The organism is Stenotrophomonas sp. STEN014 (genome assembly GCF_056760315.1).
This window is the reverse complement of record NZ_JBRREN010000009.1, coordinates 25,441-42,442: the sequence shown is the minus strand read 5'-3', so window position 1 is coordinate 42,442 and position 17,002 is coordinate 25,441. Positions and strand designations below refer to the sequence as shown.

Sequence of the window (17,002 nt, the reverse complement as noted above, 5' to 3'; positions counted from 1 at the left end):
TGGTCAGCGCAGCGCGCGCGGGTTGGCCAGCGCCTCGCTGTACTGCTTGAACTCGGGAATATGTTCGACCAGATCGGCCGGGAACGGTTCCTGCCCCGGCGGGATCACGATCGGCAGGGTGCGCTCGCCCGGCTTGCTGGCCGGCGTGGCGTCCACCAGTGTGTTCTGGCGCAGGATCTGCAGTTTGACGAAACCGGTCTGCAGGATCTGCTGTTGTTCGGACGTCAGCGGGATGGCGATGTCATCCACGCGCAAGCCGCCATCGGGCTGGATGTCGAGATTGGGATAGGGGGCGCGACGCAACGCGATACGGTCATCGGTCACTTCCATCTTCGGTTTGCTGCGCTCGACGCGGTGCGCGGCGTATTCGGCGCGGTCGCCACAAGCGGAGAGCAGGGAAACCAGGGCCGCCAGGGCCAACAACAGCAGCTTGTTCATGAGAGGGCAAAGCGTGGGGCAGGGGGCGGCAGTTTACCGCCCCGCTGCCAATGCGGCTTACGGAGCGGAGAACTCACCGTTGCTGCGGCAGTCGTCGATATCGCTCTGGTCCATCTTCGCGTACGGGGCGAACTGGGGTACGGCGGCGGCCAGCTTCTGCTGGGTGGCCATCAGTCCGGGCAACTGGTCGCAGATCAGCTGCGCCTGCTGTTTCAGCTTGTCGGCTTCGGCATTGATCCGGGCTTCGACCTGTCCACTGTTGCCGCTGAAAATGCCCTTGATCGCTTCCCCGGCGGCATTGACGCCGAGGTTGGCGCCGGCTATGCCGACATCGATACCGGCTTCGGCCACTTTGACCATCTGCGCGCGGTACTGCATGACCAGCGCCCGCTGCCCGGCATCGAGCGGTACGGCAGTACCGTTGATCAGCAGCTCGCCGCTGGGCGAGATCTCGACCTTGGCGCCGCCGTCTTTGGAAATGCTGATGTTGCCTTCGGCCAGCTTCTTGCGGGCTTCATCGGTAGCGGCGCGGACCTTCTGGCCAAGCGCTGTATCGGTGCCCGGAGCACCGGTCTGGGGGCGTTCACCGCAGGCGGCCAGCGGCAGGGCCAGAACCAGGGCGAACAGGGGGGCGACAGGAATTTTCATGAGGTGCTTTCCGTTGCGGTTGGGAATGTCAGCGTTTTTTTGGCAGATCGACCGTGCCAGAAACGCCACTGTGACGGATCGAACCGCTGCCCACGCGTTGCACGCGCAGGCTGGCGGCGTTGTGGACGTCAACGTCGCCCGAGCCGATCGCGCCCAGGCTGACGCCGCCGCGGGTGTCACGTACCTCGATATCGCCGGAGCCAAGGCTTTCGATGGTCACCGCGCCCTGTACGCCACGCAGCTCCAGGTCGCCCGAGCCTACGCTTCCGACCCGTGCCTCACCACGGACGCCGTGGATCCGGGCGTCACCCGAGCCCAGTGACAGCAGGTACAGGGCGCCGACGTTGTCGAACTGGATATCACCGGAGCCGACCGCCGCGGTGGCCAAACCCTTGATGTCGCGGGCGCTGACATCGCCGGAGCCGACATCGGCGCTCATCGAGTGCGCGCCGGCCAGCGTGGCGTCACCCGAGCCGACCTTGAGCTGTACCAGGATGTTGTCCGGCACGGTGCCGGTCAGGTCCAAATAGGCGTAGGTGCTGCCGCTGAAGTTGATATTCAGGCCCTGGCTTTCGCGCTTGAGGGTGACCACCAGCTTGTCGCCCACCCTGCGCTGGGTCAGCGACAGCTGGCCCAGCAGATCCTGGGTCGAGGCGCAGGCGCGACCGCTCAGCGCGGCGCTGGCGCCGGGGCTGGCCTGCAGCTTCAGGTCGTGGCTGTTGACTTCAAACACCACGGCTTTGGCGCCGGCCAGCTCCAACTCCAAGGCCTGTGGCTGGCTGAACTTGCAGTGCTCCCCGGCAATGGCGCTGGCGGGCAGCAGGGCCAGGGCGAACAGGAGGGGTTTGATGTTCATCTCGGTTCCTTGCGTTGGCGGAAGGCGGTTCAGATGTCGTCGCGGCGCTGGCGCAGCCAGATGGCCAGAACGATGAAGGCGATGCCGACAACGGCGCCAATCCACAGCTGCGGGCTGACCAGCGTCGTGAACTGGTCGGCTGGAGTAAGGCCATGTAGCACCGATTGCAGCGATTGCCCGCCGTTGAGGTCAGCCTTGTAGGCCATCTCGATACCCGGCACGGTGCCCAGCAGCAGGCGGCCGACCACATGGGCCCAGAACCACCCGGCATTCATGTCGAACAGCTTCATCAGCCCGAACCAGCTCACCACCACACCGGCGAACACCGGCAGCATCACCGCCCACAGGAACGGCTTGCTCCTGGCCCAGGCCGAGCACAGCAGCAGCCAGCCGGCGGTAGGCAGTGCCCACAGCGCGTAGACCGGAATGCCCGCGAGCAGGCCGGCGGCCAGGGACAACGGGCTGGCCGGCCCCCAGATCAGGGTCATCGGGCTGCCGCCATGGGCCAGCGCCACCAGGCTGATCATCAGCAGGAAGCCGAACATGGTCACGATGGCGGCGGCGGTGGCCAGCACCGGCGCCACGAGCAGCGCGCTGGCCAGCTTGGACAGCACCGTCTGGGTGTCCGACAGCGGCATCGATTTCCAGAACAGCACGCTGCGATCGCGGCGGTCGTCGTACAGCGCGCCCAGACAGTAGAAGAACACCACGAAGCCCAGCACGATGAACGGCCACGCCGCGCTGAGTGCCAGGGTGAAGTTCATGCCTTCGGCCCACTTGCCCATATCGGCGGGCGACATCTGCGAGGTCAGCAGCTTCAGGTCCAGGCCGTTGACGTTCACACCATTGATATGGAGATCGCCATTGTCCGCGGCGCGGTTGGCCGCCCACAGCCCGGCGACGATCGCCATCAGCGACAGCAGCAGGGACACGCCGCCGGCGATCAGCGGCGCCCACAGGAAGCCGCCGCGGTTTTCCCAGTATTCGCGCTTGAGCAGCCACTTGAACTTGCCCAGCGGGGTGATGTGGTGAACGGCGTTCATGCGTAGGTTCCCTTCATGATGGCCACGAACAGGTCGGCCAGGCCCGGGTTGCGGGTTTCGCCCAGGGCGGTGACACGGCTGCGTTCGACGTTGTCATACAGCAGTACGGTTTTGCCGAACGGCAGGGCGCGCTCGTCGATCGGGCCCAGTGCGCGGGCGGCCTCCAGCGTATCGGCCGAGGCCAGCAGCTCGGTGTAGCGTCCGGCCATCGATTCCATGTCGGCGGCGAGCACGATCCTGCCATCGCGGATGAACAGCACGTCGGTGAGGATGTGTTCGATCTCCTCCACCTGGTGGGTGGTGATGATGATCGTCTTCTGCTCGTCGAAATAATCTTCCAGCAGGCGCTGGTAGAACTCCTTGCGGTACAGGATGTCCAGACCCAGGGTCGGTTCGTCCAGCACCAGCACCTTGGCGTCGATGGCCATCACCAGCGCCAGGTGCAACTGCACCACCATGCCTTTGGACAGCTCGCGCACCCGCTGCCTGGGCTGCAGTTTGGTGTTGGCCAGAAAGCGCTCGCAGCGCGCGCGGTCAAAGCGCGGATGCACGCCGGCGACGAAGTCGATGGCTTCCCTGACCCGGATCCAGCGCGGCAGCACGGCCACGTCGGCGATGAAGCAGACTTCGTTCATCAGCGCGTTGCGCTGGGTGCGCGGGTCCATGCCCAGCACGCGCAGTTCGCCTTCGAACGGGGTCAGCCCGAGCAGGGCCTTCAGCGCGGTGGTCTTGCCGGCGCCGTTGGGGCCGATCAGGCCGACGATGCGGCCCGGTTCGATGGAGAAGCTGGCGTTGTCCAGTGCCGGCTTCTTCTTGTAGGCCTTGCGCAGGCCGGTGGCGGAAACGACCGGTTCAGTAACGGCATTCATAGCGTGGTCCCCGATGGCAGCAGATCTTCCAAGGTCAGCCCCAGACGCTGGATACGCTCCAGGACCGCGGGCCATTCGTCTTTGAGAAAACGTTCGCGCTCGTTGCCACGTAGCTTCAGCGCGGCTTCCTCGGTCATGAACATGCCCAGGCCACGGCGCTTCTCGACCAGGTTCTCGTCGGCCAACTCCTGGTAGGCGCGCGATACCGTGATCGGGTTGAGCTGGTATTCGGCCGCCACCTGGCGTACCGAGGGCAGGGCATCGCCCGGCTTGAGCAGCCCGTCCAGCATCATCGCGATCACGCGATCCTTCAACTGGCGGTAGATGGGAGCACCATCGCTCCACTGGATATCAGTCATGAGTCAGCTCCGCGGGTTCAGCGACTGTGCGAAGGAGAAGTAGGGCAGTGACAGGCTGGTTCGCATCCGCCTGACCGGCCGCTTCGCTTTGGGAAGGTCATTCGCATCCTGCTCATCACCGGCCGCCTCGGCTGCATAATCCCGGACGTTGGTACGGCCGGTTTCAGGCGCCGCCGAGCAGCCGAGCAACAACAGGGTGCCCGTGGCCATCACTGCCTGGAGTACGTGTCTGCTGCGTTTGATGCTCATCTCGGCTCCCTGTGTAGGGTGGCTGGTGTTGTATGCAACTATAACACCGACACGGCGCCGCGCAACTGTTCTGTCACTAAAATTACGGCCGATACGTATCCATCAGTGCCGATTGCTCAGGAGAAGGATTTTGAAAATTCGCAAGATACTGATTTCAATGGTTTTTATGGCATCACTTGGCGGTGCGGCGAGTGCCGTTGCCGGGCCGCTGCTGGACCGCGACTACCGGCTGTTGGCGGGAAACAGCGAGGTGAACCTGAATCGGACCTATGGTGGCAAGGTGCTGTTGATCGTCAACACCGCCTCCAAATGCGGTTTCACCCCGCAGTACGAAGGACTGGAGGCGCTGCAGCAGGAGCTGTCGGGGCAGGGATTTGCGGTGCTGGGTTTCCCCTCCAACGACTTCAAGGGTCAGGAACCGGGCACCGAGGTGCAGATCCAGGAGTTCTGCACGCTGACCTATGGCGTGAAATTCCCGATGTTCCAGAAGGTGCATGTGGTCGGCCCGGAAGCCACGCCGCTGTACCGGGACCTGACCCGCGCCACCGGCGTGGCGCCGGGCTGGAATTTCCACAAGTATCTGGTGTCGCGCGACGGGCGGGTGGTCGCCCAGTTCCCGAGCAAGGTGCGCCCGGATGATCCGGCGCTGCGTGCGGCGATCGAACGCGAGCTGGCGGCACCGTCGCCTCGGCGTTGAGGCGCCTCGACATATCCAGCGTGCGTGCGACAATGTCGCCCCTTGCGCCGACCGCGGCGTTTGTTCACTTCCAGGAAAGCAGCGAATGAAGATGGGAAAGCGCGGCGCCGTGGCGTCGCTTCTGATTCTGGCGATGGCGGCACCGGGTGTCGTGATGTCGCAACAACCTGCCGCCCCGGCGGCTACCAAGGAGAAGTCTGTTTTGACCTCGGATCGTGAAAAAGTCGGTTACGCCATCGGCATCGACGTTGCCAGCTCGTTTGAGCCCATCGCTTCGGAAGTCGACATCGCGGCACTGCGTCGTGGCATCGAGAACGCATTTGCCGGCGGCCAGCCGCTGCTCTCGCAGGAAGAGGCCCAGCAGACCGACCAGGCGCTGCGCACCGTCATGATGGCCCGTTCCGGCCAACAGGTGCCGGGCATGGCGCCGGGCAGCCAGCCGCCGTCGGTGGACAAGGAAAAAGTCGGCCTGATGCTGGGCAGCTATGCGGTGGGCCCGTCGCTGGCGCCGATCCAGAAGGAAATCGACCTGGACTCGGTGTTCCAGGCCATCACCACCGTGTTCAGCAAGGGCACGCCGCTGATGGACCGCCAGCAGGCGCAGGCCATGCTGCAGGCTTTCAGCACCGCCAAGCAGGCCGCTTCGGCCGGCAAGAACCGTGAAGAAGGCAATGCCTTCCTTGCCAAGAACAAGACCCAGCCGGGCGTGGTGACCACCGCTTCGGGCCTGCAGTACCAGGTGATCCGCCCGGGCAGCGGCGAGCGTCCGGTCCCGACCAGCCGCGTGCGCGTGAACTACGAAGGCAAGCTGCTGGACGGCACCGTGTTCGACAGCAGCTACCAGCGTGGCGAGCCGGTCGATTTCGGCCTGAACCAGGTCATCAAGGGCTGGACCGAAGGCGTGTCGCTGATGCCGGTCGGTGCCAAGTACCGTTTCTGGATCCCGTCGGAGCTGGCTTACGGCAGCGCCGGTACCCCGGGTGGCCCGATCGGTCCTGACGCGGCGTTGACGTTTGACGTGGAACTGCTGGGTATTCTGCAGTAACACAGCTACGGAGTTCCCGCTGCCATGCGCGTCGCGATGTTCGGTACAGGCTATGTCGGTCTCGTCACCGGAGCCTGTCTGGCCGAGGTCGGTCATGACGTGGTCTGTGTCGATATCGACCAGGCCAAGATCGATGGTCTGAACCGGGGCGTCATCCCGATCTACGAACCGGGATTGGCGCCACTGGTGCAGGCCAACCACGCCGCCGGGCGTCTGGCCTTCACCACCGAGGCGGCCGGCGCCATCGCGCATGCACAGGTGATCTTCATTGCAGTCGGCACCCCGCCCGATGAGGACGGCAGTGCCGACCTGCAGTATGTGCTGGCCGTGGCCCGCACGATCGGTCGCCACCTGGACCATCCGGCAGTGGTGGTCAACAAGTCGACGGTGCCGGTCGGTACCGCCGACAAGGTCCGCGCGGTGATCGCCGAGGAGTTTTCCGCCCGTGGCGCCCGGATCGCCTTTGATGTGGTCTCCAACCCGGAGTTCCTCAAGGAAGGTGATGCGGTGGCCGACTGCCTGCGGCCGGACCGGATCATCATCGGTGCGGACGATGCGCGCGCGGTGACCGTCCTGCGCCGTCTGTACGCCCCGTTCAACCGCAAGCGCGACCGTGTGGTGGAGATGGATGTGCGTTCGGCCGAGCTGACCAAGTACGCGGCCAACGCGATGCTGGCGACCAAGATCAGCTTCATGAACGAGATCGCCAATATCGCCGAGCGCGTGGGGGCGGATATCGAACAGGTCCGCCAGGGCATCGGTTCGGACCCGCGCATCGGCTGGCACTTCATCTATCCCGGCGCCGGTTACGGCGGCTCCTGCTTTCCCAAGGATGTGCAGGCGCTGGCGCGCACTGCCGCCCAGTACGGGCATACGCCCCGGCTGCTGGAGGCGGTGGAAGCGGTCAACGAGGCGCAGAAGGGCCACCTGTTCACCCTGATCCAGCGTCATTACGACCGGGGCGAGGATGAAGGCGTGCGGGGCAAGACGTTTGCGGTATGGGGCCTGGCGTTCAAGCCCAATACCGATGACATGCGCGCCGCCCCCAGCCGGCGGCTGCTGGCGCAGTTGTGGGAGGCCGGCGCGCAGGTGCGCGCCTATGATCCCGAGGCGATGGGCGAAGCCCGTCGTGTTTTCGGAGAGCGCAAGGATCTGATGTTGTGCGAGTCCGCGTTCGAGGCACTGGAAGGTGCCGACGCGCTGATCGTGGTCACCGAGTGGAAGCAGTTCCGCAGCCCCGATTTTGTCCGTCTGCGCGAGGCGCTCGGGGATGCGGTGGTGTTCGATGGGCGCAATCTGTACGACCCGCAGGAAATAGAGGCCGCAGGCCTCGCTTATTACGGCATTGGCCGAGGACGTTCCCTGCATGCATGAGTTTTCTCCGAACGAGCGCGAACAAGCGCTCGAAGCCCGTCTGGTTGAGCTGGAAATGCGGGTCTCCTTCCAAGAGCAGGCACTGGCCGAAATGAGCGAAGCCCTGGCCGATGCCCGCATGCAGGGCTCGCGCAACGCCGACCTGCTGCGGCACCTGCTGGACGATCTGGGCAAGGTGCGTACCGCGCTCTATGCCGATGCCGCCGACGAACCACCGCCCCCGCATTACTGACGGTTACCTATGAGCGACACACTCCGCGACCAGCTCCTCGGGCTGGGCTTCAAATCTGCGCCCAAGCCGGAGCGCAAACCCGATCAACGCCGCGATGGCCGTCCGCACGGCAAGCAGGGCAGTCGGCCGTCTGCCGCTGCCGGCGCTCCCAAAGCAGGACAGGGCAAGCCCGGCCAGGGCCGGCCGCAGGGCGCGCGCAAGCCGCGCTCGCAGGAAGACATCGATCTGGCCAAGGCCTACGCCATCCGTGCCCAGCGCGAGAAGGACGAGCGCATCGAGGCCGAGCGCCGGAAGCAGGAAGAAGCCCGCCTGCGCCGCGAAGCCCGCGCCAGGCTCGACGAGCTGATCAAGGACAAGGGACTGAACGACCCTGAGGCCGATATCGCCCGGCACTTCGAGTACGGCGGCAAGATCAAGCGCATCTATGTCAATGCCGACCAGCTCAAGGCGCTCAATGCCGGCGAGCTGGGGGTGTTGCAGCAGAACGGTCGCTACCTGCTGGTCACCGCGGCGGTCCTGGCCGAGGCCGAACAGGTGTTCGCCCCCTCGGTGGCGCTGAAGATCGACCCGAACGCGCCGGCCGAAGCCGATCCGTATGCCGATCCGATGTACCAGGTGCCGGACGACCTGGTCTGGTAAAGCGGTTCCGGCCGCCTCGGTGTGACAGAAAAGACAGGCCGCTGGCCTGTCTTTTTCCATGTGCGGCGCCGGCTACGGTTTGGGGCGCGGCTCGCCTCGAGGCTGACGATCCGCACCGGCAACAGGCGCAGTGGCCCTGCAAGTGACTCGCCTCCGCGGCGGACGGCGCTCCCTGCGTGGGGAATGGCTGCCTGCACAGGTATCTGCTAGCCCGCGGCCCCCCGGGCCTGTCGGGAGGGGGGCAGCCAGTACAGCGCGATCAGCGCGCCGGCCAGGGCGAAGCCGCCACCGACGAGGAAGGCGACCTTGCCATCGCCGAAGCGCCACAGCTGGCCGGCGATCAGCGCGCCCAGCACGCCGCCCAGTCCTGAGGAGAAGCCGTAGAACAGGCCCTGGCCGTGGCCGTTGAGCTGGCCGGGGAAGTAGCGCGCCAGCAGTTGCATGGCCGAGGCGAAGAACGCGGCAAAGCCAAGACAATGGGTGGCCTGGGCGACGAGCATCACCGGGATGTTCTCCGGCCACAGCGCGGTGGCCCACCAGCGCAGGGCGGCGCTGGCCATGGAAATGATCAGCAGCCAGCTGGCGTCCCAGCGGCGGAAGAAGCGCGAGATCAGGAAGAACACCGCCACCTCGAACACCACGCCCACCGTCCACATCAGCCCCAGCAACGAGGTGCTGTAGCCGTGCTGGTCCATGTAGAGCGAGAAGAACGTGTAGTAGGGGCCGAACGAGAGCTGCTCGAGGAACGCGGCGACGAAGAACGCCAGTACCGGCTTCTGCCGGACGATGGCCCAGAAACCGCCCTCGGTGTGGGTGCCGCCGGGGATATCGCGGGCGTAGCGGTTGAGGAAGGCCGAGCCGATCATCAGCGCGAACAGCGGCAGCATCAGCCACGGCAGCTTGCCGGCGCCATGGTGTTCGATCAGCCAGCCGAAGCTGGTGACCACGGCGATGAAGCCGAATGAGCCCCATACGCGGATTAGGCCGTAGCGGTGGCTGTCACTGCCCAGATGGGTGATGGTGATCGATTCGAACTGCGGCATCACCGCGTTGTAGAAGAAGCAGAACGCGATCATCACCGCGTACATCGACCACTGCGGCGCGGGAAACAGGAAGGCGGCGAAGCTGAGCAGGGTCAGCACGCAGCCGATCCGCAGCCAGCGGATCGGCCGTGGCGAGGCCGCCGCCAGCGAGGTCCAGGTGCTGGGCGCGACCACCCGGGTGGCATACCACAGGCTCATCATCACGCTGATGGCGGTGACACTCATCCCGCGCGACTGCAGGTACAGGCTCCAGTACGGGGTGAACGCGCCGAGGGCGGCGTAATAGAAGAAATAGAAGCTCGACAGCCGCGCGGTGGGCACGGATGGGCGTGGCAGGGAAACGGCGGTCATCACAAGGCGCCAGCGGCGCGGGTGGGGGCGGGGGAGCGGCTGGGCCGCGCCGGCTATTGTGCCTTGTGCCCGTCTCCGCGGGCAGCAGCGCGGTCACCTTTTGGCGGGTGACCGCTCAGCAGGCATCCGTCTCAACGCGTTTCAGCGGCATCCCAGGCAGCCACTTTGGCCTTGGCCTCGGTCAGCAGCGCGTCCAGCGCGGCGCGGTCGAGCACCCGGCCGCGCAGGATCATCGTGTCGATGGCGCGGGTGGCCGCGATGTCCTGCAGCGGGTTGCGCTCCAGCAGCACCAGGTCGGCGGCCTTGCCTGCTTCCACCGCGCCGTAGCGGTCCAGCGTGCCGAACCATTGCGGGCCGGCGCGGGTGGCCGCGACCAGCGCCTGCTGCGGGGTCAGGCCTTCGCGCACGTACAGCTTCAGCTCGTTGTGCAGGCCGATCCCCGGGTAGTTGTAGGAGTTGAGGAAGCCCGCGTCGGTGCCGGCCATGATGTTCACCCCGGCCTGCTGCAGCATCGGCAGCACCTTGGCTACCTCCGCATAGCCCTCGTGGCGGGCCTGGATCTGCGCCGGCGTGGCCTTGGCCGCGCGCTCCACGCGCCATTCGTAGGTCTTGCGCAGGCCCGGGCCGATGTAGGCCAGGTAGGCGTCGTTGTCGTGCGGCTCGCTGTCGAGGAAGTCGAGGATGCGGCCACCGTCCAGCGTCGGCGTGACCGCGACACCCAGCGCGGCGAAGCGACGGTAGGCGGCCATCGCGGTGTCGTTGTCGAAACCGGCCGACAGGCGGCGGTTGGCTTCGGCACGGTCGATGCGGCCGGCGGCGTAGTCCGCGGCGATGCTGGCCTCATCCTTCACCCCGGCCTTGAACGCATAGTCCAGGTGTTCGATCGAGCTGATGCCGGCATCCACGGCCTGGCCCACGGTCAGCGCCATCGGGATATGGCCGGAAGTGCGCAGGCCGCGCTGGCGGGCCTGGCGCAGGGCGTACAGGAACAGCTCCGGGGACAGCGTGCTGTCGGTGATCTTGACGAAGTCCACCTGGTCGCGCTGCTCGCGGTCCAGGGCGGCGTCCACGCCGGCCTCGTCGCCGGCTTCGATCGTGCCTTTCCAGACCGGCTTGAGGCCTTCGATCTTGGCACCGGAAGTGAACAGCTGCGGCCCGAACAGCTGCCCGTTGGCGATCTGCCCGCGCCAGGACAGCACCTGTTCGGCCAGATCGCCGGAGGCGTCGCGCACGGTGGTGATGCCATGGGCCACGTACAGCGGCAGCAGCGCCTTGTTCTCCTCGATCAGCGCCGGGCCGCCGCCGAAATGCACGTGCATGTCCCACAGGCCGGGGATCAGGTAGCGGTTCTTCGCATCGATGGTCGTGCCGGCGCGCCACTGGCCGGCCAGGGTCTGGTCCTCGCCGACGGCCACGATGTCGTCACCGCGGATCACCACCGTCTGGCCGGGACGGGTGCTGCCGTGTTCGACGTCGACCACGGTGGCGTGGCGGATCAGCACGTCGGCGGTGGAACGTGCCGCCAGGGCTGCGGGCGCGACCGCCAGCAGCAGGCCTGACAGGGCGAGGGAAAGCGTGGTTTTCATCAGCGGTGTCCAGTGGCGTGCGGCGGGCCGCACAGCGGAGTAAAGGGGTCAGTGCGCGCCGGCGGCGACCAGCAGGCGCACGATGGCGGCCTGCTGGCGCTGGCGGGCGCGTTGCAGTGGAGAGATGCCATAGCTGTCGGGGAGGTTCACGTCGGCACCGGCATCGATCAGCATGCGCACGATCTGCTGATGGGCGACGCCGCCATCGCCGAGAATGATCGCCTCCAGCAGCGCGGTCCAGCCAAGCCGGTTGACGTGGTCCAAGTCGATGCCGGCCTCGATCAGCGTGCGCACGGTTTCCACATGGCCACGCTCGGCAGCCGGAATCAGCGCGGTGCCGCCGTAGCGGTTGGTGCTGCGTAGATCGGCCCCGTGGGCCAGCGTCATCTTCAGGATCTCCACCTGCCCACTGGCGCCGGCATACAGGTAGGCGGTGTCCTGGATCGAATCCCTGGCATTGACGTCGGCGCCGGCTTCCATCAGCAGCCGTGCCGTTCCGATCTGGCGCTGGTGGACGGCGGCCAGCAGCGGGGTGCGATCTTTTTTGTCGCGGGCGTGAATGTCGGCGCCCTGCGCCAGCAGGCTGCGCACCGTCTCGACGTTGCCGGCTTCGGCCGCCTGGAACAGCTGGCGCGACAGCCCCCTGTCGTCAGCGCCGGCCGCGCACGACGCCAGCATGGCGCTGGCCAGCAACTGGGCGGTGATCCAATGTCGTGCGGACATCGCCCGCCTCCTGTCTCTGCAATGTGGCGTGCCGTGGAGCGGGCACCGGGGTGGGGCGCGACGGTTTGCACCGGTTATGGGTCGATGCTACAAGTCCTTTCATCCATCCAGAAATGAAATGTAACGATGGCTACCAGTGCGAAATCGAATAGATCCCTGTTCGATCTGGATCTGCTGCGGGCACTGGTGACCGTGGCCGACTGCGGTGGTTTCACCGCTGCGGCTGCGCGCCTGCACTCGACCCAGTCCACCATCAGCCAGAAGGTGCGGCGGCTGGAGGAACTGGCTGGGCACCGGTTGTTGGACCGCGGCGTGCGCGATGCGCGACCGACCGATATCGGCGAAACCGTGCTGGGCTATGCGCGGCGGATGCTGGCATTGAACGAGGAACTGTCCGATGCGCTTTCGGGCGAGGGCGCCACGGCCACGATCCGGCTGGGTGTACCGGAGGATTTCGCCGGTGGCCGTACCACCCGGCTGCTGGCCGTCTTCAGCCGTGAGCATCCGCAGGTGAAGCTGGAAGTCAGCAGCGGCCTGAGCCGGGCGCTGGGCGACAGCTATGACCGCGGCGAACTCGACCTGGTGCTGCTCAAGCAGCGCCGTGGCGGCCGTGACGGCGTGGCCTGCTGGCCGGAGTCGATGTGCTGGGTCGATGCGGCTTCGGCACCGGCGTTCGCGCAGGACCCGGTGCCGCTGGTGGCGTTTCCGCCGCGCGGGCTGTACCGCGAGGACATGATCGACGCCATCGAGGCGCTCGGGCGCCGCTGGCGGATCAGCTTCACCAGCTCCAGCCTGGGGGGACTGCAGGCGGCGGTCGCTGACGGGCTGGGCATCAGCCTGTTGCCCGCACGCGCGGTAACCGCCGGCCATACGGTGCTGGGACTGGCCAGCGGGCTGCCGCTGATCGACAGCATCGAGCGGGTGCTGCTGCACCGTCCCTCCGCCGGGCCGGAGGTCAAGGCACTGGCGGCGCGGCTGATCCGGATGCTGGGCCAGGAGCAGGACTGAGGGCGGCCTGCGGAGCCGCCGCGCCGCCGGTCATCCAATGGAGGCGTCCTGCGCCCTGCAGGGACGCAGGACGCCAGGCCTCATTCCGGGTCGTAGTCCAGGTTGGAGGCCAACCACCTTTCCACCTGCGCGCGCTCCACGCCCTTGCGCCTGGCGTAATCGTTGACCTGCTCCTTGGATACACGGCCCACCACGAAATACTGGCTCTGCGGGTGGCTGAAGTAGTAGCCCGATACCGCGGCGGTCGGCAGCATGGCGAAGCTTTCAGTCAGCGACATGCCGATCCCTTCGGCGCCGAGCATCGCGAACAGGGTCTGCTTCTCGCTGTGCTCCGGGCAGGCCGGATAGCCAGGAGCCGGGCGGATGCCGCGGTACTTCTCGGCGATCAGCGCCTCGTTGTCGAGCTGCTCGTGGCGGTCATAGCCCCAGAATTCGGTACGTAGGCGCTGGTGCAGGCGCTCGGCCAGCGCTTCGGCCAGACGGTCGGCCAGGGCCTTGAGCAGGATCGCGTTGTAGTCGTCGTGATCGGCCTCGAAGCGGGCCACGTGCGGCTCGATACCGATGCCGGCGGTCACCGCGAAGGCGCCGATCCAGTCCTGCCGGCCGCTGGTTTCCGGGGCGATGAAGTCGGCCAGGCAGAAATCCGGGCGTTCGGCCGGCTTGTCCACCTGCTGGCGCAGGAAGTGCAGGGTGGTGGGTTGTTCGGCGTTGTGGACGATCACATCGTCGCCACGGCTGTTGGCCGGCCACAGGCCGAACACCGCGCGGGCGGTCAGCCATTTCTCCTTGATGATCCGCTCCAGCATCGCGCGGGCATCGCGGTACAGGTCGCTGGCCTGCGGGCCGACGACCTCGTCGGTGAGGATGGCCGGGAACTTGCCGGCCAGCTCCCAGGCCTGGAAGAACGGCGTCCAGTCGATGACCGGCAGCAGGTCCTCCAGCGGGTAGTCGTCGAACACGTGGATACCGGGCTGCGCCGGCACCGCCGGTTCGTACTGTTGCCAGTCGCACTGGAAACGCTGGCTGCGGGCGTGCTCCAGCGACACCAGCCGCTTGGCGTCGCCGCGGTTGCGGTGGCGCTGGCGGATATCGGCGTAGTCGGCGTCATTGGCGGCGACGAAACTGTCGCGCAGTTCGCGCGAGATCAGCGACTGGGCCACGCCGACCGCGCGCGAGGCGTCCTTCACCCACACCGTCGGCGCGTTGTAGAACGGATCGATCTTCAGCGCGGTGTGCGCGCGCGAGGTGGTGGCGCCACCAATCAGCAGCGGCAGCTCGAAACCCTGGCGCTGCATCTCCCGGGCGACGTGGCTCATCTCCTCCAGTGACGGGGTGATCAGCCCGGACAGGCCGATGATGTCGGCCTGATGCTCACGGGCGGCATCGAGAATCTTCTGCGCCGGCACCATCACGCCCAGGTCCACGACCTCGAAGTTGTTGCAGGCAAGCACCACGCCGACGATGTTCTTGCCGATATCGTGCACGTCACCCTTGACCGTGGCCATGATGATCTTGCCATTGGACTTTGCGGTATCGCCGGTGCGCGCCTTCTCCGCCTCGATATACGGCAGCAGGTAGGCCACGGCCTTTTTCATCACACGGGCGGATTTGACCACCTGCGGCAGGAACATCTTGCCGGCGCCGAACAGGTCCCCGACCACGTTCATGCCGTCCATCAGCGGGCCTTCGATCACATCCAGCGGGCGGGTGGATTGCTGGCGGGCGTCTTCGGTATCTTCTTCCACCCAAGCGTCCAGGCCATGCACCAGGGCATGGGCCAGGCGCTCGCGCACCGGCTTGTCACGCCAGGCCAGGTCCTCGACCTTCTTCTCGCCCTTCCTGCCCTTGTAGCGCTCGGCGATTTCCAGCAGCCGTTCGGTACCGTCGCTGCGCCGGTTGAGGATCACATCCTCCACGCGCTCGCGCAGTTCCGGGTCCAGATCGTCATAGATCGGCATCGCGCCGGCGTTGACGATGCCCATGTCCATGCCGGCCCTGATGGCGTGGTACAGGAACACCGAGTGGATCGCCTGGCGCACGGTCTCGTTGCCACGGAAGGAGAACGAGACGTTCGACACGCCGCCGGAGACGTGGCAGTGCGGCAACGTGCGCTTGATGATGCGGGTGGCTTCGATGAAGTCCACCGCGTAGTTGTCGTGCTCCTCGATGCCGGTGGCCACGGCAAAGATGTTCGGATCGAAGATGATGTCTTCGGGCGGGAAGCCCACGTCTTCGGTGAGGATGCGGTAGGCGCGCGTGCAGATTTCCACCTTGCGCGCGCAGGTGTCGGCCTGGCCGACCTCGTCGAACGCCATCACCACCGCGGCAGCACCGTAGCGGCGCACCAGCCGGGCGTGTTCGATGAACGCGGCTTCGCCCTCCTTGAGCGAGATCGAATTGACCACGCTCTTGCCCTGCAGGCATTTGAGCCCGGCCTCGATCACGCTCCACTTGGAGGAGTCGACCATCACCGGAATGCGGGCGATGTCCGGCTCGGACATGATCAGGTTGAGATAGCGGGTCATCGCTTTCTCGGAGTCGATCAGGCCCTCGTCCATGTTCACGTCGAGGATCTGCGCGCCGCTGGCGACCTGCTGGCGGGCGACCTCGACCGCTTCCTCGTAACGCTCTTCCTTGATCAGCTTGCGGAACTGGGCGCTGCCGGTGACGTTGGTACGCTCACCGACGTTGATGAACAGCAGGTCCGGGGTGATGACCAGCGGTTCCAGTCCCGACAGCCGGGTATACGGCGGATGGCTCATGCCGCCTGCTCCTGCCGCGACGGCAGCGCACGCGGGGGGAGCCCGGCCACCGCAGCGGCGATGGCGCGGATATGCTCCGGCGAGGTGCCGCAGCAGCCGCCCACCAGGTTCAGCAGCCCGGACTGGGCGAACTCCTTGAGCGTGGTGGCCATTTCTTCCGGGGTCTCGTCGTATTCGCCAAACGCGTTGGGCAGGCCCGCGTTGGGGTGCGCGCTGACATAGCCGGTGGCGATCTGCGCCAGGGTTTCCACATGCGGGCGCATGTCGGTGGCGCCGAGCGCGCAGTTGAAGCCGATCGACAGCGGCTGGCCGTGCGCGACCGAGGCATAGAACGCCTCGGCGGTCTGCCCGGACAGGGTGCGTCCGGAGGCATCGGTGATGGTGCCGGAGATCATGACCGGCAGGCGGCCGCCGCGCGCCTCGAACACTTCCTCGATCGCGAACAGCGCGGCCTTGGCGTTGAGCGTGTCGAAGATGGTTTCCACCATCAGCGTGTCGGCGCCACCGTCGATCAGGCCTTCGATGGCCTCGCGGTAGGTACCGCGCAACTCGTCGAAACTGGTATTGCGGAAACCCGGATCATTCACGTTGGGGCTGATCGAGGCGGTGCGGCTGGTCGGGCCGAGTACACCGATCACAAAGCGCGGCTTGTCCGGCGTGGTCGCCTCGATGGCGTCGCAGCACTGGCGCGCGACCTGCGCGCCGGCCTTGTTCAACTCGTAGACCAGGTGCTCCAGGTGATAGTCGGCCTGGCTGACGGCGGTGGCGTTGAAGGTGTTGGTTTCCAGCAGGTCCGCGCCGGCTTCCAGGTAGGCGGTGTGGATGCCGGCGATCACTTCAGGCCGGGTCAGCAGCAGCAGGTCGTTGTTGCCTTTCAGGTCGTGTTCGCAGCCCGGGCCATGCGCGTGCTGGCTGTCGAAGCCCCCCGCGAAGCGCTCACCGCGGTAGTCGCCTTCTTCCAGACGGTGGCGCTGGATCATCGTGCCCATGGCACCGTCGATGATCAGGATGCGCTGCTCAAGTGCCAGCAGCAGCTTGGCGACACGCTCGGGATGGAGCCAGGGGAGGGAACGCATGGCG

18 protein-coding genes are annotated in these 17,002 nt (G+C 66.4%); 6 read left to right on the top strand and 12 right to left on the bottom strand.

Going from position 1 to position 17,002, the window contains the following annotated elements:
* Window positions 1-3: 3 nt before the first annotated feature.
* Genes ACVOMC_RS12595 through ACVOMC_RS12565 form a run of 7 tightly spaced genes read right to left on the bottom strand, consistent with a single transcriptional unit; the run spans window position 4 to window position 4,462 of the window.
* A complete protein-coding gene (locus ACVOMC_RS12595; RefSeq protein ID WP_481524233.1) occupies window positions 4-438 on the bottom strand; it encodes a hypothetical protein in 435 nt (144 codons plus the stop codon).
* 57 nt (window positions 439-495) lie between these two features.
* Window positions 496-1,086: a DUF2884 family protein gene (locus tag ACVOMC_RS12590; protein ID WP_481524232.1), complete on the bottom strand. Its 591-nt coding sequence runs from the start codon at window positions 1,084-1,086 to the stop codon at window positions 496-498.
* A gap of 28 nt (window positions 1,087-1,114) precedes the next feature.
* Entirely contained in the window at window positions 1,115-1,942 is an 828-nt protein-coding gene (locus ACVOMC_RS12585) for a GIN domain-containing protein (protein WP_481524231.1), read from the bottom strand.
* A gap of 29 nt (window positions 1,943-1,971) precedes the next feature.
* Window positions 1,972-2,985 carry a hypothetical protein gene (locus ACVOMC_RS12580; protein WP_481524230.1) on the bottom strand — a complete coding sequence of 338 codons (1,014 nt, stop codon included), beginning with the start codon at window positions 2,983-2,985 and terminating at the stop codon, window positions 1,972-1,974.
* Window positions 2,982-3,854: an ABC transporter ATP-binding protein gene (locus ACVOMC_RS12575; RefSeq protein WP_481524229.1), complete on the bottom strand. Its 873-nt coding sequence runs from the start codon at window positions 3,852-3,854 to the stop codon at window positions 2,982-2,984. Before ACVOMC_RS12575 ends, ACVOMC_RS12580 begins: the two co-directional genes overlap by 4 nt.
* On the bottom strand, window positions 3,851-4,213 hold the full coding sequence (locus ACVOMC_RS12570; protein WP_054658850.1) for a GntR family transcriptional regulator: 363 nt from the start codon (window positions 4,211-4,213) through the stop codon (window positions 3,851-3,853). The genes ACVOMC_RS12575 and ACVOMC_RS12570 overlap by 4 nt, the downstream gene beginning before the upstream one ends.
* A gap of 3 nt (window positions 4,214-4,216) precedes the next feature.
* Complete coding sequence (locus ACVOMC_RS12565; protein ID WP_054658848.1) at window positions 4,217-4,462, bottom strand: hypothetical protein; 246 nt, start codon at window positions 4,460-4,462, stop codon at window positions 4,217-4,219.
* 157 nt (window positions 4,463-4,619) lie between these two features.
* Here ACVOMC_RS12565 and ACVOMC_RS12560 point away from each other — a divergent pair, with 157 nt between their 5' ends.
* From ACVOMC_RS12560 to ACVOMC_RS12540, 5 genes are all read left to right on the top strand, one after another.
* Window positions 4,620-5,159 carry a glutathione peroxidase gene (locus ACVOMC_RS12560; RefSeq protein ID WP_481524228.1) on the top strand — a complete coding sequence of 180 codons (540 nt, stop codon included), beginning with the start codon at window positions 4,620-4,622 and terminating at the stop codon, window positions 5,157-5,159.
* Between the two features lie 85 nt (window positions 5,160-5,244).
* Window positions 5,245-6,204 (top strand): FKBP-type peptidyl-prolyl cis-trans isomerase N-terminal domain-containing protein, encoded by a 960-nt coding sequence (locus tag ACVOMC_RS12555; protein WP_054658846.1) that lies wholly within the window; start codon window positions 5,245-5,247, stop codon window positions 6,202-6,204.
* Between the two features lie 24 nt (window positions 6,205-6,228).
* Entirely contained in the window at window positions 6,229-7,578 is a 1,350-nt protein-coding gene (locus ACVOMC_RS12550) for a UDP-glucose dehydrogenase family protein (RefSeq protein WP_481524227.1), read from the top strand.
* Window positions 7,571-7,810 (top strand): SlyX family protein, encoded by a 240-nt coding sequence (locus tag ACVOMC_RS12545; RefSeq protein ID WP_054658842.1) that lies wholly within the window; start codon window positions 7,571-7,573, stop codon window positions 7,808-7,810. The genes ACVOMC_RS12550 and ACVOMC_RS12545 overlap by 8 nt, the downstream gene beginning before the upstream one ends.
* 9 nt (window positions 7,811-7,819) lie before the next feature.
* Window positions 7,820-8,449: a DUF2058 domain-containing protein gene (locus ACVOMC_RS12540; RefSeq protein WP_481524226.1), complete on the top strand. Its 630-nt coding sequence runs from the start codon at window positions 7,820-7,822 to the stop codon at window positions 8,447-8,449.
* 206 nt (window positions 8,450-8,655) lie between these two features.
* On the opposite strand, the gene ACVOMC_RS12535 is transcribed toward ACVOMC_RS12540, so the two are convergent.
* The 3 genes from ACVOMC_RS12535 to ACVOMC_RS12525 all read right to left on the bottom strand — a co-directional run bounded on the left by ACVOMC_RS12535 (window position 8,656) and on the right by ACVOMC_RS12525 (window position 12,152).
* On the bottom strand, window positions 8,656-9,843 hold the full coding sequence (locus ACVOMC_RS12535) for an MFS transporter (RefSeq protein ID WP_481524225.1): 1,188 nt from the start codon (window positions 9,841-9,843) through the stop codon (window positions 8,656-8,658).
* A 131-nt stretch (window positions 9,844-9,974) separates the two neighbouring features.
* Window positions 9,975-11,429 (bottom strand): amidohydrolase family protein, encoded by a 1,455-nt coding sequence (locus ACVOMC_RS12530; protein ID WP_481524224.1) that lies wholly within the window; start codon window positions 11,427-11,429, stop codon window positions 9,975-9,977.
* A 48-nt stretch (window positions 11,430-11,477) separates the two neighbouring features.
* Window positions 11,478-12,152 carry an ankyrin repeat domain-containing protein gene (locus ACVOMC_RS12525; protein ID WP_481524223.1) on the bottom strand — a complete coding sequence of 225 codons (675 nt, stop codon included), beginning with the start codon at window positions 12,150-12,152 and terminating at the stop codon, window positions 11,478-11,480.
* Window positions 12,153-12,278: 126 nt separating this feature from the next.
* On the opposite strand from ACVOMC_RS12525, the gene ACVOMC_RS12520 reads away from it, so the two are divergent.
* Window positions 12,279-13,160, top strand: coding sequence for a LysR substrate-binding domain-containing protein (locus ACVOMC_RS12520; protein WP_481524222.1), 882 nt, complete (start codon window positions 12,279-12,281; stop codon window positions 13,158-13,160).
* An 80-nt stretch (window positions 13,161-13,240) separates the two neighbouring features.
* On the opposite strand, the gene metH is transcribed toward ACVOMC_RS12520, so the two are convergent.
* Together metH and ACVOMC_RS12510 are read right to left on the bottom strand one after the other, a co-directional pair.
* Window positions 13,241-15,922, bottom strand: coding sequence for a methionine synthase (metH, locus tag ACVOMC_RS12515; RefSeq protein ID WP_481524221.1), 2,682 nt, complete (start codon window positions 15,920-15,922; stop codon window positions 13,241-13,243).
* Window positions 15,919-16,998 carry a homocysteine S-methyltransferase family protein gene (locus ACVOMC_RS12510; RefSeq protein WP_481524220.1) on the bottom strand — a complete coding sequence of 360 codons (1,080 nt, stop codon included), beginning with the start codon at window positions 16,996-16,998 and terminating at the stop codon, window positions 15,919-15,921. The genes metH and ACVOMC_RS12510 overlap by 4 nt, the downstream gene beginning before the upstream one ends.
* Between the last annotated feature and the right edge of the window lie 4 nt (window positions 16,999-17,002).

Bases quoted from the DNA above. Each gene is read 5' to 3' on its own strand.
- ACVOMC_RS12595 (WP_481524233.1), bottom strand. From the start codon at position 438: ATGAACAAGCTGCTGTTGTTGGCCCTGGCGGCCCTGGTTTCCCTGCTC.
- ACVOMC_RS12590 (WP_481524232.1), bottom strand. From the start codon at position 1,086: ATGAAAATTCCTGTCGCCCCCCTGTTCGCCCTGGTTCTGGCCCTGCCG.
- ACVOMC_RS12585 (WP_481524231.1), bottom strand. From the start codon at position 1,942: ATGAACATCAAACCCCTCCTGTTCGCCCTGGCCCTGCTGCCCGCCAGC.
- ACVOMC_RS12580 (WP_481524230.1), bottom strand. From the start codon at position 2,985: ATGAACGCCGTTCACCACATCACCCCGCTGGGCAAGTTCAAGTGGCTG.
- ACVOMC_RS12575 (WP_481524229.1), bottom strand. From the start codon at position 3,854: ATGAATGCCGTTACTGAACCGGTCGTTTCCGCCACCGGCCTGCGCAAG.
- ACVOMC_RS12570 (WP_054658850.1), bottom strand. From the start codon at position 4,213: ATGACTGATATCCAGTGGAGCGATGGTGCTCCCATCTACCGCCAGTTG.
- ACVOMC_RS12565 (WP_054658848.1), bottom strand. From the start codon at position 4,462: ATGAGCATCAAACGCAGCAGACACGTACTCCAGGCAGTGATGGCCACG.
- ACVOMC_RS12560 (WP_481524228.1), top strand. From the start codon at position 4,620: ATGGTTTTTATGGCATCACTTGGCGGTGCGGCGAGTGCCGTTGCCGGG.
- ACVOMC_RS12555 (WP_054658846.1), top strand. From the start codon at position 5,245: ATGAAGATGGGAAAGCGCGGCGCCGTGGCGTCGCTTCTGATTCTGGCG.
- ACVOMC_RS12550 (WP_481524227.1), top strand. From the start codon at position 6,229: ATGCGCGTCGCGATGTTCGGTACAGGCTATGTCGGTCTCGTCACCGGA.
- ACVOMC_RS12545 (WP_054658842.1), top strand. From the start codon at position 7,571: ATGCATGAGTTTTCTCCGAACGAGCGCGAACAAGCGCTCGAAGCCCGT.
- ACVOMC_RS12540 (WP_481524226.1), top strand. From the start codon at position 7,820: ATGAGCGACACACTCCGCGACCAGCTCCTCGGGCTGGGCTTCAAATCT.
- ACVOMC_RS12535 (WP_481524225.1), bottom strand. From the start codon at position 9,843: ATGACCGCCGTTTCCCTGCCACGCCCATCCGTGCCCACCGCGCGGCTG.
- ACVOMC_RS12530 (WP_481524224.1), bottom strand. From the start codon at position 11,429: ATGAAAACCACGCTTTCCCTCGCCCTGTCAGGCCTGCTGCTGGCGGTC.
- ACVOMC_RS12525 (WP_481524223.1), bottom strand. From the start codon at position 12,152: ATGTCCGCACGACATTGGATCACCGCCCAGTTGCTGGCCAGCGCCATG.
- ACVOMC_RS12520 (WP_481524222.1), top strand. From the start codon at position 12,279: ATGGCTACCAGTGCGAAATCGAATAGATCCCTGTTCGATCTGGATCTG.
- metH (WP_481524221.1), bottom strand. From the start codon at position 15,922: ATGAGCCATCCGCCGTATACCCGGCTGTCGGGACTGGAACCGCTGGTC.
- ACVOMC_RS12510 (WP_481524220.1), bottom strand. From the start codon at position 16,998: ATGCGTTCCCTCCCCTGGCTCCATCCCGAGCGTGTCGCCAAGCTGCTG.